At 59.4% G+C, this 14502-nt stretch carries 11 protein-coding genes; 7 read left to right on the plus strand and 4 right to left on the minus strand.

Annotated elements, in window-relative coordinates; translation table 11 throughout:
- The first annotated feature begins 30 nt into the window (after positions 1–30).
- The 5 genes from mce to PH547_RS10325 all read left to right on the plus strand — a co-directional run bounded on the left by mce (position 31) and on the right by PH547_RS10325 (position 4848).
- Entirely contained in the window at positions 31–444 is a 414-nt protein-coding gene (gene mce, locus PH547_RS10305) for a methylmalonyl-CoA epimerase (protein WP_104822696.1), read from the plus strand.
- Positions 445–575: 131 nt separating this feature from the next.
- A complete protein-coding gene (locus tag PH547_RS10310; protein ID WP_104822697.1) occupies positions 576–854 on the plus strand; it encodes a DUF1467 family protein in 279 nt (92 codons plus the stop codon).
- Between the two features lie 639 nt (positions 855–1493).
- Entirely contained in the window at positions 1494–2816 is a 1323-nt protein-coding gene (proS, locus tag PH547_RS10315) for a proline--tRNA ligase (protein ID WP_104822698.1), read from the plus strand.
- Between the two features lie 22 nt (positions 2817–2838).
- On the plus strand, positions 2839–4149 hold the full coding sequence (locus PH547_RS10320; protein ID WP_104822699.1) for a lipoprotein-releasing ABC transporter permease subunit: 1311 nt from the start codon (positions 2839–2841) through the stop codon (positions 4147–4149).
- A gap of 15 nt (positions 4150–4164) precedes the next feature.
- Positions 4165–4848 carry an ABC transporter ATP-binding protein gene (locus PH547_RS10325; protein WP_104825055.1) on the plus strand — a complete coding sequence of 228 codons (684 nt, stop codon included), beginning with the start codon at positions 4165–4167 and terminating at the stop codon, positions 4846–4848.
- Between the two features lie 9 nt (positions 4849–4857).
- On the opposite strand, the gene PH547_RS10330 is transcribed toward PH547_RS10325, so the two are convergent.
- Both PH547_RS10330 and PH547_RS10335 read right to left on the minus strand, forming a co-directional pair.
- Positions 4858–5325: a DUF5680 domain-containing protein gene (locus PH547_RS10330; RefSeq protein WP_104822700.1), complete on the minus strand. Its 468-nt coding sequence runs from the start codon at positions 5323–5325 to the stop codon at positions 4858–4860.
- 84 nt (positions 5326–5409) lie between these two features.
- Positions 5410–5997 (minus strand): hypothetical protein, encoded by a 588-nt coding sequence (locus PH547_RS10335; RefSeq protein ID WP_104822701.1) that lies wholly within the window; start codon positions 5995–5997, stop codon positions 5410–5412.
- 356 nt (positions 5998–6353) lie between these two features.
- Here PH547_RS10335 and dnaE point away from each other — a divergent pair, with 356 nt between their 5' ends.
- Positions 6354–9851, plus strand: coding sequence for a DNA polymerase III subunit alpha (dnaE, locus tag PH547_RS10340; RefSeq protein WP_199773567.1), 3498 nt, complete (start codon positions 6354–6356; stop codon positions 9849–9851).
- Positions 9852–9948: 97 nt separating this feature from the next.
- Here the strand turns inward: dnaE and PH547_RS10345 are convergent, their stop codons facing one another.
- Positions 9949–11214 (minus strand): L,D-transpeptidase family protein, encoded by a 1266-nt coding sequence (locus PH547_RS10345; RefSeq protein WP_104822702.1) that lies wholly within the window; start codon positions 11212–11214, stop codon positions 9949–9951.
- Positions 11215–11406: 192 nt separating this feature from the next.
- On the opposite strand from PH547_RS10345, the gene PH547_RS10350 reads away from it, so the two are divergent.
- Positions 11407–13167: a GNAT family N-acetyltransferase gene (locus PH547_RS10350; RefSeq protein WP_285168183.1), complete on the plus strand. Its 1761-nt coding sequence runs from the start codon at positions 11407–11409 to the stop codon at positions 13165–13167.
- On the opposite strand, the gene PH547_RS10355 is transcribed toward PH547_RS10350, so the two are convergent.
- The gene (locus tag PH547_RS10355) at positions 13137–14426 is read right to left on the minus strand and encodes a DNA polymerase IV (protein ID WP_283049995.1); all 1290 of its coding nucleotides are present in this window, start codon (positions 14424–14426) and stop codon (positions 13137–13139) included. The two genes, PH547_RS10350 and PH547_RS10355, sit on opposite strands and share 31 nt — an antisense overlap.
- Positions 14427–14502 lie beyond the last annotated feature (76 nt).

The raw sequence follows: 14502 nt of genomic DNA on the forward strand, positions 1-14502 counted from the left end.
TTTCTATCTGGTCGGGGGGGAGGGGCAGCCATGCTCGGACGCATCAATCACATCGCGATTGCCGTTCCTGATATCGCCGCCGCTTCCGCCACCTATCGCGATACGCTCGGCGCCAAGGTCTCGGCGCCGCAGCCCTTGCCGGAACACGGTGTCACCGTCGTTTTCATAGATCTGCCGAACGGCAAGGTCGAGCTATTGGAACCGCTCGGCGACGCCTCGCCGATATCGGCCTTCCTGGCGAAGAACCCCGATGGGGGCATGCACCATATCTGCTACGAGGTGGATGATCTTCTGGCCGCACGTGATCGGCTTCTCGACGCCGGCGCCCGTGTGCTCGGCAATGGCGAGCCGAAGATCGGCGCCCACGGCAAGCCGGTGCTCTTCCTGCACCCCAAGGATTTTTTTGGGACTCTCATCGAGCTTGAGCAGAGCGCGACCCCTTAGATCGGCGTTCGACACAGCAGTGTGACATTAGAGCGCTGAACTGCGCTTTGAAACAAGGAAGCTTTGGCTCTATAAGCTGGTTGGGACGAGGAGAGTGCGGGCCGGTTTGAAGCCTGTCTTGAGGAAGCATAATGGTCCAGCAGATTTTTTCGACATGCGCTGTCTATTTCGTTGTCTGGTGGATCACGCTCTTCGCCATCCTGCCGTTTGGGTTGCGCACCCAAGCCGAAGACAATCATGTGGTCCTCGGCACCGTCGAAAGTGCGCCGACGAAATTCCGTGGTTTAAGAGTGGTGCTGATCACGACGCTGGTATCCGGCCTGATCTACGGCGCCTGGTACATCAGCTCCCACTATCTGGGCATCGGCTTCAACTCGATCCCACCGATCATTCCACGCTACGACGGCTGACGTTTATCCTTGAAATTCTTTGCAATTTGCGGCTGAAATCCTTCGCCACCGAATAGTCAGCAATCCGTCATACCCTTGTCATCAGTTTGAGGCAAAGAGGCTGCGCAACGGCGATGATGCCGTCGCGTTGACTTGACTGCGGTTGGGAACGGTTCCAAAGCCTGCCGGCTCGAAAAGGTCGTGATCAGGGCCGCAGAAAAGCAAAAAAAAACAAGGCTGTAAGCCTTGTTTTTAAGTATCGCGTGATCCTTATCCGTTGCCGGGGCTGCGAGCGAGCGCGCCTAAGATCTGATCCTCCCAAGACTTGACCGCGAAACGACAAGAATTTAGCCTTCTTGCCTCTTTTGTGAGCTAAAATTAGCTCAAAGATTGGCCGTTGTCATCTGTTTTTTTGCATTTTTGCTACAGTCGCGCAGAATTTTTCTGTTGACACATTTCTCTCCCAAATCCTTATAAACGTGCATTTTTTCGAATTTCCAAAAATATATGACGTTGCCCAACATTTGCGGGTGTTCGTCCGCTTTACTCGCGCTAAATGCGGGTTTCTTTCCTGCGCCGAAGCAGTTATGAACTCCTCCAGCAGTTAAATTTCTAACGATTCCGCCAAATGCGGAACGTCAAACCATCTGGAATCAGCCCATGCGCCTGTCTCGTTACTTCATGCCCATTCTGAAGGAAAATCCCAAAGAGGCTGAAATTGTTTCCCATCGGCTGATGCTGCGCGCCGGCATGATCCGCCAGCAGTCGCAAGGCATTTACTCCTGGCTGCCGCTGGGCAAGCGCGTCCTCGACAAGGTCAACAATATCATCCGCGAGGAACAGAACCGTGCCGGCGCCATCGAGCTGCTGATGCCGACGCTGCAGTCGGCCGAGCTCTGGCAGGAAAGCGGCCGTTATGACGCCTATGGCAAGGAGATGCTGCGCATCCAGGATCGTCAGGAGCGCCCCATGCTCTACGGCCCGACCAATGAGGAGGTGGTCACCGACATCTTCCGCTCCTACGTCAAGTCCTACAAGGACGTGCCGTTGAACCTCTATCATATCCAACTGAAGTTTCGCGACGAGATCCGTCCACGCTTCGGCACCATGCGCTCGCGCGAATTCATGATGAAGGATGCCTATTCCTTCGATCTGACGCTCGAAGGTGCGGTGCACTCCTATAACAAGATGTTCGCTGCCTATCTGCGCACCTTCAATCGACTGGGTCTCAGGGCAATTCCGATGCGCGCCGACACCGGCCCCATCGGCGGCGACCTCAGCCATGAATTCATCATCCTCGCCGACACCGGCGAATCGGAGGTCTTCTGCCACAAGGATTTCGTCAATTTCGACATCCCCGCAGACGACACGAATTTTGATGACGTCGCTGGCCTGAAAGCCATCTTCGACAAATGGACGTCGGTCTATGCGGCGACCTCCGAGATGCATGACGAGGCGGCCTTCAACGCCATTCCGGAAGGCGAGCGCCTGTCGGCCCGTGGCATCGAGGTCGGCCATATCTTTTATTTCGGCACGAAATATTCCGAACCGATGGGCGCGAAAGTGCAGGGTCCTGACGGCAAGGAGCATGCCGTCCATATGGGTTCTTACGGTATTGGCCCGACACGCCTTGTTCCCGCCATCATCGAAGCATCGCATGATGAGAACGGAATCATCTGGCCGGCGTCGATCGCGCCCTTTGATGCCGTCGTGATCAACATGAAGGCCGGCGATCAGTCCTGCGACGCGGCTTGCGAGACGATCTACGCGGCGCTCTCGAAGGCCGGCAAGGACGTTCTGCTTGACGATACGGACGATCGTGCCGGAACGAAGTTCGCCACTGCCGACCTGATCGGCGTGCCCATGCAGATCATCGTCGGGCCGCGTTCGATCGCGAACGGCGAAGTGGAAGTCAAGGATCGCAAGACCGGCGCCCGCGAAACGATCACCGTCGAAGCGGCGATCAATCGGCTGGCAGGCTGATAAACGATAGGATGAGAAGCGAATGGCGGTAGGCGAGGCAGTGAAGCAGCAGGAGAAGGCCTTCAAAACCGGCCCGTCATCGCGTCCGTTCTCCGGCTTCGAGCGGCTTGTCGCCTGGCGCTATCTGCGCGCCCGGCGCAAGGAGGCGTCGATCTCGGTCATCGCCGGCTTCTCGCTGGTCGGTATCATGCTGGGCGTTGCGGCATTGATCATCGTCATGGCGGTCATGAACGGTTTTCGCGCCGAGCTCTTCAAGCAGATTCTTGGTTTCAACGGCCATGTCGTTGTTCAGCCCGTGGATTCGCCGCTGAATGATTATGCCGCGCTGGCACAGAGGCTCGCTGCCGTCCCCGGTGTCACCATGGCCCTGCCGCTGGTCGAAGGCGAGACGCTTGCCTCCGGTCGCGGCGGTTCGGGAACCGGTGCGCTCGTGCGCGGCATCCGCGCCGAAGACCTCACCAAGCTCAAGACCGTTTCGGACCACATCGTCGATGGCGACATGGTCGGCTTCACCGCCGGCCAGGGCGTCATGGTGGGTTCGCGTCTGGCGCGGCAACTGGGTCTGACGGTCGGCGACCAGATTACGCTGACTGCGCCGGAGGGCGACGTGACGCCTTTCGGGGTCAATCCGCGCGTCAAGGCCTATACGATCTCCGGCATCTTCGAAGTCGGCATGTCGGAATACGATTCCTCCGTCGTCTTCATGCCGCTGGAGGAGGCGCAGCTCTTTTTCAATGCCGAGGGGATCGTCGAGAAGATCGAGCTTTTCGTCAGCAACCCGGATGATGTCGACGCACTGAGGCCGCAGATCGAAGCGGCGGCGGGGCGGCAGGTCTTTCTGACAGACTGGCGGCAGGTGAACGAGACCTTCTTCTCGGCGCTGCAGGTCGAGCGCAACACCATGTTCATGATCCTGACGCTGATTGTCATCGTCGCGGCGCTCAACATCATTTCCGGTCTGATCATGCTGGTGAAGGACAAGGGAAGCGACATCGCCATTTTGCGCACCATGGGCGCGACGTCGGGGGCGATCATGCGCATCTTCTTCATGACGGGCGCGGCGATCGGCGTCGTCGGCACCGTCGCCGGCGTCGCGCTCGGGGTCGTCGTCTGCCTCAACATCGAATCGATCCGTCAGTTCTTCTCCTGGATATCCGGCACGGTGATCTTCAATCCCGAGGTCTATTTCCTCAGCAAGTTGCCGGCGGAAATGAATCTCGGCGAGACCCTCTCCGTGGTCGTGATGGCGCTGACGCTCTCCTTCCTCGCCACGATCTTTCCGGCCTGGCGTGCCTCGCGGCTCGATCCGGTGCAGGCGCTAAGGTACGAATAAGGAATTCCACATTTGATCAAACGCAACGTCGTTCTCCAGCTTACGGGCGTGGAGCGTCATTACGGGCAGGGCGAAACGCGGCTGTCGATCCTGAAGGGCGCCGATTTCGCCTTGACCAGCGGCGAGATCGTTGCCCTGGTCGCGCCGTCGGGAACGGGGAAATCGACGCTTCTGCACGTTGCCGGCCTGCTCGAACATCCAGATGGCGGCGAGGTGACGATTAATGGCCAGGCCTGTGAGGGACTGTCCGATGAAAAGCGCACGGCCGTCCGTCGCAGCGAGATTGGCTTCGTCTATCAGTTCCACCATCTGTTGCCCGAGTTTTCCGCGCTAGAAAACATCATGATGCCGCAGTTGATTTCCGGTCTCTCCCGGAAAGAGGCAAGCGCTCGCGCTGCCCAGCTCCTCGACTATATGCGCATTGGTCATCGCGCCGATCACCGCCCGGCCGAGCTTTCCGGCGGTGAGCAACAGCGCGTCGCGATTGCCCGCGCCGTTGCCAACGCACCGCTGGTGCTTTTGGCCGACGAGCCGACCGGCAACCTCGATCCTGATACGGCGCATTACGTCTTCGACGCGCTGGAGGCGCTGGTGCGTCAGTCCGGGCTTGCCGCGCTGATCGCCACGCACAATCACGAACTGGCGGCTCGCATGGACCGCCGCGTGACTATCCATGACGGTAAGGTCGTCGAATTCTGACGGTGCCCATCAAGGGACGATCAGTCCGCCGCGGTAATCCAGCTCATAGGCCTTACGTCCGTTTACGAGGATGACCTCATGGCCGATAAAATGATCGCAGCCGCCGGTACTGCGATCGACATACTGGCCAAATGAATGGGTGAATTCGAAACCGCCGAGAAAGCGTTTCTCATCGAGGTAGAGCCGCATGAGCGCCGCCTTGATGACCATCCCTGCAGCCCTGCCATCTATCAGATCGGGCTCGACGATTCGTCCAAAATAATTCATCGCCCAGACCGGCTCGTCATCGTACCAGACGACTTCCTGTCCGGCGAAATCCGTGCCGCCGAAATAGCTATCGAGATAGCGGCAGCGGCCGCTGGCATAGCCGATGTCATGCGAGCCGCTCCGGCAGGACGGCAGCCTCTCGCCATCGCCGACATAGGTCTCCGCCTTCGCGGCAACAATAAAATCGTTCAGCGCGGCAAGATCCGGCATGTCCCTCTCCATTCGTGGTGAGGGCACAGAATGCCACGCGCTCGATAGCAAGTAAAGAACATACGGTGAACAAATGAAAAGCCGCTACGTGTTTTCCCCACAAACTTTCCGGCCGATATCGTCTTTCCAGTCCTGGATCTTGATGGTTTTGGCTTGAGTCTGGAGTTCCCTGCCACTCTTCGTCGCCTTGCCCGTCAGGACATTGTAGTCGCAGCTATAGCTTCTATCGGCTTCGAGATTGTCCCGGTAATCAAAGGTGTAGCCGGCGACGACGAAGGCGTTGTTGCGGAAGGCGAGGGTGAGCGTCTGATGCCAGCGGTCGCGCCCGATCGCGTCATTCTGGGACATGACGGCGATCGAACCATTGGGCAGCGCCGTGATCGAAGGCTCCTGACCGAAGATACCGCCCGGCTCGCCTCGGCCCCATACTTTGTCGGGTGCGGCGGCCGCCAGCTTGAGCAACTGATGTTCTTTGTCGCGGAGATAAATATAGATGCCGATCGTGGTCTCGTCGTCTGGCGGGGCCAACGCCAGCAAAGCAAGGTCCGGCTTACCGTCCTTGTTCCAATCGCCGACCGCCGCGTCGATGATGCGGTCGGGCGCAATGGTATCGTCAGCGTGAGCCGCGGATGTAACCGAAAGCAGAATGAGAGCGCAGGCAAGTGGTTTCATCGTGATCCCCCCTCGCGTTTTCATAGCTTAGGGGTTGTGCTTCGGTCCATTGGTACTCTTCAAAATACTGATGATGAAAATTATTGATGCAGCTATTGACTCTCGAACATAAATAGAACAAAAAAGAAACATAACGAGTAAGGAGCGCGTAAATGACCGATATCATTCGAGACGTTGCAGCATTCACCTCCATCGTCATGTTTGTCGCCAGCTTTTCCCTCATCATGATGGCGATGTGAAACTTATCCCCACGGGTGTTGCGATGCGCCCGTGAATCATGAAGTCAACTTATGGACTTTATCGTCCGCTATGCCGAAAATGCAGCCGATTCATTTGGGCATGCGGAAAGGCATATGATGGCGGATATGATGAGCAGCGGCGCAGCGGGTGCGCCGGTCGGAGATACGCCGGAATTCGTGCATCTTCGCGTCCATTCCGCATATTCTCTGCTCGAAGGCGCATTGCCGCTAAAGAAGATCCTCGCCAAGGCGGCGGGCGACAATCAGCCGGCCATCGCCATCACCGATACCAACAACCTTTTCATCGCGCTGGAGTTTTCCCAGAAGGCGATGGATGAGGGCCTGCAGCCGATCATCGGCTGCCAGGTGTCGATCGACATGGAAGATAGTGTCGAGGGCGAAAAGCGCGGCCCGCAACAGGCACTCGCCAAGCTGCCGTCCATCGTGTTGCTCGCCGCCACGGAGCGGGGCTATGAGCGGCTGGTCGATCTCGTGAGCCGCGCCTATCTGGGCGGCGAAGGCAATCAGGCTGTCCATATCACCGCCTCCTGGTTGAAGGAAATCGGCACGGACGGCATGATTGCGCTGACCGGTTCGCTTGGCGGTCCGGTCGATATGGCGTTGAAGGAAGGCCACGCGCCGCAGGCGCTGTCGCGTCTGCTGACGCTCAAGGACCTGTTCGGTGATCGGCTTTATGTCGAATTGCAACGTCACGGCACCTATGATCGTCGCCACGAACAGAAGATGATCGCGCTCGCCTATGAGCATGAATTGCCGCTGGTCGCGACCAACGAGGCCTTCTTCCCGACGCGTGAGGACTATGAGGCCCACGACGCCCTCATGGCGGTCGCCCACAATGCCATTGTTTCGGACGACACTCGTTTTCGCCTGACACCGGATCACTATTTGAAGAGCCGCGCCGATATGGCGAAGCTGTTCGCCAATCTGCCGGAAGCCTTGGAGAACACCGTCGAGATCGCCCGGCGCTGTTCCTTCGTCTTGAAGACACGCAAACCGATCCTGCCGCGCTTTACCGGCGCCACCGACGATCCGGAGGAAGCCGAACGCGCCGAGGCGGCGGAACTGCGCGCCCAGGCGGTCGAAGGTCTCGATCGGCGTCTCTCCTCGCTCGGCATGGCGGCCGGCTATGCGGAGAAGGACTATCGCGAGCGGCTGGAGTTCGAGCTCAGCGTCATCGAGCGCATGAAATTCCCCGGCTACTTTCTGATCGTCGCGGACTTCATCAAATGGGCCAAACAGCATGATATTCCGGTCGGCCCGGGCCGCGGTTCTGGCGCGGGCTCATTGGTTGCCTATGCGCTGACGATTACCGACGTCGATCCGCTGCGTTTCTCGCTGCTGTTCGAGCGCTTCCTCAATCCGTCGCGCGTGTCGATGCCGGACTTCGACATCGACTTCTGCCAGGATCGTCGCGAAGAGGTGATCCGCTATGTCCAGGCCAAATATGGTCGCGAGCAGGTGGCGCAGATCATCACTTTCGGTTCCCTTCAGGCGCGCGCCGCCCTTCGCGACGTTGGGCGCGTGCTGGAAATGCCCTACGGCCAGGTCGACAAGATCTGCAAGCTGGTGCCGAACAACCCCGCCAATCCGACCCCGCTCAGCAAGGCGATCGAGGAGGAACCACGTCTGCAGGAGGAGGCCGACAAGGAACCGGTCGTTGCCCGTCTGCTCGATATCGCCCAGAAGATCGAGGGCCTTTATCGCCATGCCTCGACACACGCCGCCGGCATCGTCATCGGCGATCGGCCGCTGTCGAAGCTGGTGCCGATGTATCGAGACCCGCGCTCCGACATGCCGGTCACCCAGTTCAACATGAAATGGGTGGAACAGGCCGGCCTGGTCAAGTTCGACTTCCTCGGCCTGAAGACGCTGACGGTTCTAAAGACAGCCGTCGATTTCGTCGCCAAGCGCGGCATTACGCTTGATCTCGCCAGCATTCCGCTCGACGACAAGAAGACTTACGACATGCTCTCGCGCGGTGAGACGGTCGGCGTGTTCCAGGTAGAAAGTGCGGGCATGCGCAAGGCGCTGATCGGCATGCGCCCGGACTGCATCGAGGACATCATCGCGCTGGTCGCCCTCTATCGTCCGGGCCCGATGGAAAACATACCGGTCTACAATGCCCGCAAACACGGCGAGGAAGAGATCGAATCGATCCATCCGACGATCGATTATCTGCTGAAGGAGACGCAGGGCGTTATCGTCTATCAGGAGCAGGTGATGCAGATCGCCCAGGTCCTGTCTGGTTACTCGCTCGGCGAGGCCGATCTTCTGCGCCGCGCCATGGGCAAGAAGATCAAGGCCGAGATGGATCAGCAGCGCGAACGCTTCGTCGACGGCGCTGTCAAGAATGGCGTATCGAAGGGACAGGCGGACGTCATTTTCGACCTGCTCGCCAAGTTCGCGAACTACGGCTTCAACAAGTCGCACGCCGCCGCCTACGCCATCGTCTCCTACCAGACCGCCTATATGAAGGCGCATTATCCGGTGGAGTTCCTCGCGGCCTCGATGACGCTCGATATGGCGAACACCGAAAAGGTCAACGACTTCCGCCAGGACGCCAAGCGCCTCGGCATTGAAGTCATCGCGCCATCGATCCAGACCTCGTTCCGCCATTTCGAAACGGGCGACAACCGGATCTACTATGCGCTGGCCGCCATCAAGGGCGTTGGCGAATCCGCCGTCGACCATATTGTCGAGGTGCGCGGCGACCAGCCTTTTGCCGGCATCGAGGATTTCTGCCTGCGCATCGATCCGAAGCAGATCAATCGCCGGGTGCTGGAAAGCCTGATCTCCGCGGGCGCCTTCGATTGCTTCGATATCGACCGCGCGCAACTGATCGGTGGACTGGACCGGGTCATGGGCTATGCGCAGGTCGCGCAGGAAAACAAGCGAAGTGGTCAGTCCGATATGTTCGGAAGCGCTGCCTCGGGACCTGAGAAGATCTCATTCCCGCCTTTCACCCCCTGGCTCGCCTCAGAGCGGCTGCTACGCGAATTCCAGGTGCTCGGCTTCTACCTCACGGCCCATCCGCTCGACACTTACAAGAACGTCCTGAACAAGATGCGCGTGCAGACCTTTGCCGATTTTTCGGCGGCGGTGAAGCAGGGGGCCAGCAACGGTCGCTTGGCTGGCACCGTGATTTCCAAGCAGGAGCGCAAGACGCGCACCGGCAACAAGATGGGCATCTTCGTCTTCTCCGATGCCTCCGGCCAGTTCGAAGCTGTGCTGTTTTCGGAAGTGCTCAATCAGTATCGCGACGTGCTGGAAGTCGGCAAATCCTTCGTCATCACTGCGCAGGCGGACGAACGGCCGGAAGGCATCAGTCTGCGCCTACAGACGGCGCAGTCGCTGGAGGAAAAGTCGCTGCAGATGCAGAAGGCGCTGCGTGTCTATGTCCGCGATTCCGGTCCTTTGAAAGCGGTTGCCGCGCATCTCAACGCCAAGGGCGACGGCCTGGTCTCCTTCATCGTCATCAAGGAGGAGGGCAAGCGCGAGGTGGAGGTGGCGCTGCCGGAGAAATACCGCATCACGCCGGAGATTGCAGCCGCGCTACGCACCGCGCCCGGCGTGATCGACGTCGAGCTGGTCTAAAGCAATTCCAGGAAAAGTGCGCAGCGGTTTTCCGTCCGGAATTGCGAGAGAACAATAGGACAGAGCGGTTCTGAGATTCCGTGAAACGCTAGCCGCTCTAGCCGTTTTTCCCAAGGGCGCCGCGATTGGTGATGGTGATGAAATCGGTCCCGTCGCCGGTTTCCGGGCCGATGCCGGTGTCGGAAATCGTCAGCGACGAACCTGCCGTCAGCAGATCCTCGATCTTGCGCCTGACGTCATCGGGTATGGTGATGCGGTCGAGCGCGCGGTCGGCGGCGTCGAGCGATTCCGCCTGCGCCTCGCTGGTGATACCGAAGCGTTTCTTCGCCTCCTTGGAAAGATCGTCTTCCAGCGTCACGCCGAACCAGTCCGCCTTGCCGTTCACCTTGTCGATCGTATGGGCGGTGAAGAAATGCGTGCCAAGGGCTTCCTGTGGCTCGGCGATGATGGCGGGAGCTTCGAACAGCGGTTTGAAATTCTGCCGAACCATGATTTCGCCGTTCGGCGGTGCGCCCTTGCCGGCGACCTCATAGACCGCCTTCATCAGCGCCGGGCTCACCAGTCCGCCCGATGTCGTGATGTTGTGGGCTTTCTTGAAATCCGCGATCGCCTGCACCGTCGCCGGTCCAAGCATGCCGTCCGGCGTGCCGGTAACAAAGCCCATATCGTTCAAGATGCCCTGCAGATCGCGGACATTTTCCCGCAGACCTCGGCGTGTGATGAGAATGCCAAGCGGCGCCTGGTCGGCGGTGGGCACTGCCCGTACGGCCTCCGGTATGGGCAGAGCGGCGACATCGTTCGTGGCGACTTGCACCGGCTCCGCCTGCGGCAGAAAACCGGTCGTCGTCGGGCGCAGTTCGAGATCGGAGAACAGAGCGGCGGCGGGTGCGACTTCGGGTTGAAACAACATGGCATGTTGGAAAGGCTGCGGCACCAGCGGCTGGTCGGCGATAACGACATGCACGCCGCGTTCGGTCATCTGGTAGAGCATCTTGGCGAAGGCCTTGGGCATGCGCACGCAGCCGTGCGAGGCGGGATAGTTCGGCACCGAATTGGATTCGTGCAGCGCGATACCAGACCAGGTCAGCCGCTGCATGAAGGGCATCGGCGACGCCGAATAGAGATTGGACTCGTGATAGACCTCCTTCTCCAGAATGGAGAAGATGCCGCTCGGTGTCGTATGGCCGCGCTTGCCGGTCGAAACCTTCGATGTCGCCACCACCTGGTCGCCGTCATAGACGGCAAGCGATTGCCGGTCCTTCGATACGACGATCTGCAATGTGCGGGCATCCTCCGCGAAGGCAGGATGAACAAGGGCTGTGGCCGACAGTAGGCCAAGCCCGAAAAAGAAACGCGACTTCATATACACATACCAAAACGCAATACTCGTATGGCCACAGGTTAGACTTCGAAGTTTAAGGAAGACTTGAAGCGGAGCCGCCCACCGGAATTGCTTTTTTCCCGCTTCAAAGGCTTGTCCGATAGGCGCAATTGCGACCGGAAGTATTTTATGTAAATCTTAAATTGTAGGATGCGGAGCCGGGCGGGCGTCGACATGCATGTGGACGTGATCGAAAAGCTGGAAGATCTGCAGGGGCTGAAAGACGACTGGGATCGGATCTATGAGATCGACCCGGAGGCGCATTGTTTTTTATCCTGGACCTGGATGTCGAGCTGGTTCGCCTCTCGTGCGCTCCCTTGGCTCGTGCTGGCGGCAAAGCAAGATGAGGGCGGCGCCTATGTGGCTTTCTTCCCGATCCAGCTCGGTACCGGGCTCGACCGGAGCAACGGTTTCTACAATACCGTCGTCATGGGCGGCTCCTATTTTGCCTCCTATACGGGTATTCTCTGCGATCCGGCCTATGCCAATGCCGCTGTCTCAGCCTTTGGCGATCGGATTCGCGCCTTTCATTGGCGCAGCCTGCATCTCGACGACATCGATCGATCGTCTGCGCGCATCGGGGCCTTCCTCGAGCGTTTCCCGCCGGCGGATTTTGTCGGCGACAGGGTCAAGCGCCCGGCACAGATTTCGGATGCGGCCGAAAGGATCGATCCGGAGATTTACGTCCATGTGACGCTGCCTGCGGATTTCGATTCGTTCCTTCGTGAGAAACTGCATTGGCGTGCGCGCCGCAATATCCGCCATTGCCTGCACAAGCTGGAGGGGTCGGCGGCACTGCGGATAACGCATGGCGACGCCGCAACCATCGAAGAGGATCTGGCGACGCTGCTGCGTCTTTGGGAGAAACAATGGGGATGGCGCAATCCCGGCTATATGCGTTACATTCTCGATAATTCGCGATCGGTTCTGCCGGATTGCTTTCGCAGCGGCAATCTCCTTCTACCGGTTCTCTGGCAAGACGGCGTAGCGATCGCCGCATCCGCCGTCCTTCTGGATCGTCCCAGGAAGAGCCTGATCTGTTTCCTCAGCGCACGTGATGTCTCGATCCGAGATCTGTCCCCAGGCTTGACCCTGCATGCCTATACGATCCGCTGGGCGATAGAGAACGGCTTTCGAATCTATGATCTTGGTGCCGGCAATTATGAGCACAAGTATATTTTCGGCTCCGTCAGCCGGCGCATCGAGCGCTTCCGGATCGACACAAGGACGGGCCGGAACCTCGGTGACCGGCTGGACCCGCATTGCCTCCGTTTCGTGCTTGCCCGTATTAGGAAGCTGTATGCCGCGGGTGATCTGGTTGATGCCGAAATCGGCTGCCGACAGGTTCTTGCTATCGAACCCGCAAATGGTGAGGCGCTGGCACTCTATCGCGAAGTCGTAGCGTCACGCATCCTCTGGCAGGCGATCTCGCCCGATGAAGCTCCAAATATCGGCTCGGACGAGCAAGAAGTCGTCGGCCGCGCCGAGGCGGAAAAGCAATGTCGCGCCACCATTGCCGAAACCCCGGGAGATTTCGACGCCGTGCACCGGTTGAGCATATTGCTGCTGCTGCGGGGCGAGGCCAGGGAGGCGGAGGCGGAGATTGAACGGGCGTTGGAGCTGCGTCCTGACTCCGCTGCCGCCCATTGCACCTATGGCAATATCCTCGCCGCGACTAGGGATTTCGAAGGCGCTGTCGTCCGCTATGACCGCGCGATCGCCCTGGAGCCAGGCCATGCGATTGCCTATAACAACAAGGGCAACGCATTGCGCCGCCTGGGTCGTGCCGACGAGGCGCTGGCGAGCTATGAAAAGGCGATTGCGATCAGGCCGAGTTACGAGCAGGCGATTGCCAATCGCGCAGCCCTTTTCGACGAAGAGACGGACATGCTGCCGGCCGTGATTCAACTCTCGCGCTTGCCGCCGAATGTGTAGCCGGTTTCGACCGTCTTGTTGCCGAATTTTTCCCTGAGCTTGTCCATCGCTGCTTCCGCCGCGGCGCGGCGGGTTGCCTGTTCGTCGATCAGATCGGGCGGGTCGGCGCGGGCGGCGTCGCAGAGATCGGTGACGCCGATGCCGATCAAGCGGAACTTGGTGCCATCGGTCTCATGCTCGAGCAATCGCAGGCCGGTACGGAAAATGCGATCGGCAAGCTGGGTGGGGTCTTCCAGACGGCGGTTGCGGGTGCGGCTTTTGAAATCGGCCGTTTTCAGCTTCAACACGACAGTCTGCCCGGCAATGCCGCTGCGTTTCAGGCGGCGCGATACCTTCTCTGCGAGATCGCGCAGGATCGGCACCAGATCGTCATGCCGAGAAATATCGTCGAAGAAGGTCGTCTCCGATGACACGCTTTTTGCCGCTTCGTTCGGATGGACCGTGCGATCGTCGATGCCGCGCGACAGGCGGAAGAGCCGCTGGCCGATGACGCCGTAGCGGCGCATCAGATCGCCTTCCTCCATGGTCTGTAGCTGGCCGATGGTGCGGATGCCGTCGCTTTCCAAAGTCGCCGCAAAGGCCTTGCCGACGCCCCAGATGGTGGTCACAGGGCGCGGCTCCAGAAACGATAGCGCCTCTTGCCGCCCGATGACGGAAAAGCCGCGTGGTTTCTGCAGGTCGGAAGCGACCTTGGCGAGGAACTTGCAATAGGAAAGGCCGACCGAAATGGTGATGCCGATCTCGCTTTCGATGCGCTTGGCGAATTTCGCCAGGATGCGGGCCGGCGGATCATGGTGCAGGCGCTGCGTGCCCTCAAGCTCCAGAAAGGCCTCGTCGATCGAAAGCGGCTGCACCAGCGGAGTCAGCTCCTGCATGAGTCCGCGCACTTCGCGGCCGACCCGGACATATTTCTCCATGTTCGGGCGGATGACGACCGCCTGCGGGCAGGCCTCCAGCGCCTTGAACATCGGCATGGCCGATCGGACGCCGTGAATGCGGGCGATATAGCAGGCCGTGGACACGACGCCGCGCTTGCCGCCGCCGATGATGACCGGCTTATCGGCCAGTTCCGGATTGTCGCGCTTCTCGATCGAGGCATAGAAGGCATCGCAATCAATATGCGCCAGCGTCAGGCCATAGAGTTCGCGATGATAGACAAGCCGTGGGCTGCCGCAGGCCCGACAGCGCGCGCGTTCTGCCGATTGCTCGCTCAGGCAATCGCGGCAAAAACCGGAAACTTTGTCGGGCGCGCTGGTCATGAAAATAGAACAAAAATTGAACATCGCCACCTTATGTTTTAAGCTTGTGAGTCTCAAGACGGAAAAGAGCGGGGAG

The organism is Rhizobium cerradonense, from assembly GCF_030182455.1.
Taxonomy (GTDB): domain Bacteria; phylum Pseudomonadota; class Alphaproteobacteria; order Rhizobiales; family Rhizobiaceae; genus Rhizobium.

What these genes read in the sequence shown, in the direction of transcription:
- PH547_RS10345 (WP_104822702.1), bottom strand. Translation starts at nt 11,214, where the DNA reads ATGAAGTCGCGTTTCTTTTTCGGGCTTGGCCTACTGTCGGCCACAGCC.
- proS (WP_104822698.1), top strand. Translation starts at nt 1,494, where the DNA reads ATGCGCCTGTCTCGTTACTTCATGCCCATTCTGAAGGAAAATCCCAAA.
- PH547_RS10320 (WP_104822699.1), top strand. Translation starts at nt 2,839, where the DNA reads ATGGCGGTAGGCGAGGCAGTGAAGCAGCAGGAGAAGGCCTTCAAAACC.
- PH547_RS10330 (WP_104822700.1), bottom strand. Translation starts at nt 5,325, where the DNA reads ATGCCGGATCTTGCCGCGCTGAACGATTTTATTGTTGCCGCGAAGGCG.
- mce (WP_104822696.1), top strand. Translation starts at nt 31, where the DNA reads ATGCTCGGACGCATCAATCACATCGCGATTGCCGTTCCTGATATCGCC.
- PH547_RS10350 (WP_285168183.1), top strand. Translation starts at nt 11,407, where the DNA reads ATGCATGTGGACGTGATCGAAAAGCTGGAAGATCTGCAGGGGCTGAAA.
- PH547_RS10355 (WP_283049995.1), bottom strand. Translation starts at nt 14,426, where the DNA reads ATGACCAGCGCGCCCGACAAAGTTTCCGGTTTTTGCCGCGATTGCCTG.
- dnaE (WP_199773567.1), top strand. Translation starts at nt 6,354, where the DNA reads ATGGCGGATATGATGAGCAGCGGCGCAGCGGGTGCGCCGGTCGGAGAT.
- PH547_RS10335 (WP_104822701.1), bottom strand. Translation starts at nt 5,997, where the DNA reads ATGAAACCACTTGCCTGCGCTCTCATTCTGCTTTCGGTTACATCCGCG.
- PH547_RS10310 (WP_104822697.1), top strand. Translation starts at nt 576, where the DNA reads ATGGTCCAGCAGATTTTTTCGACATGCGCTGTCTATTTCGTTGTCTGG.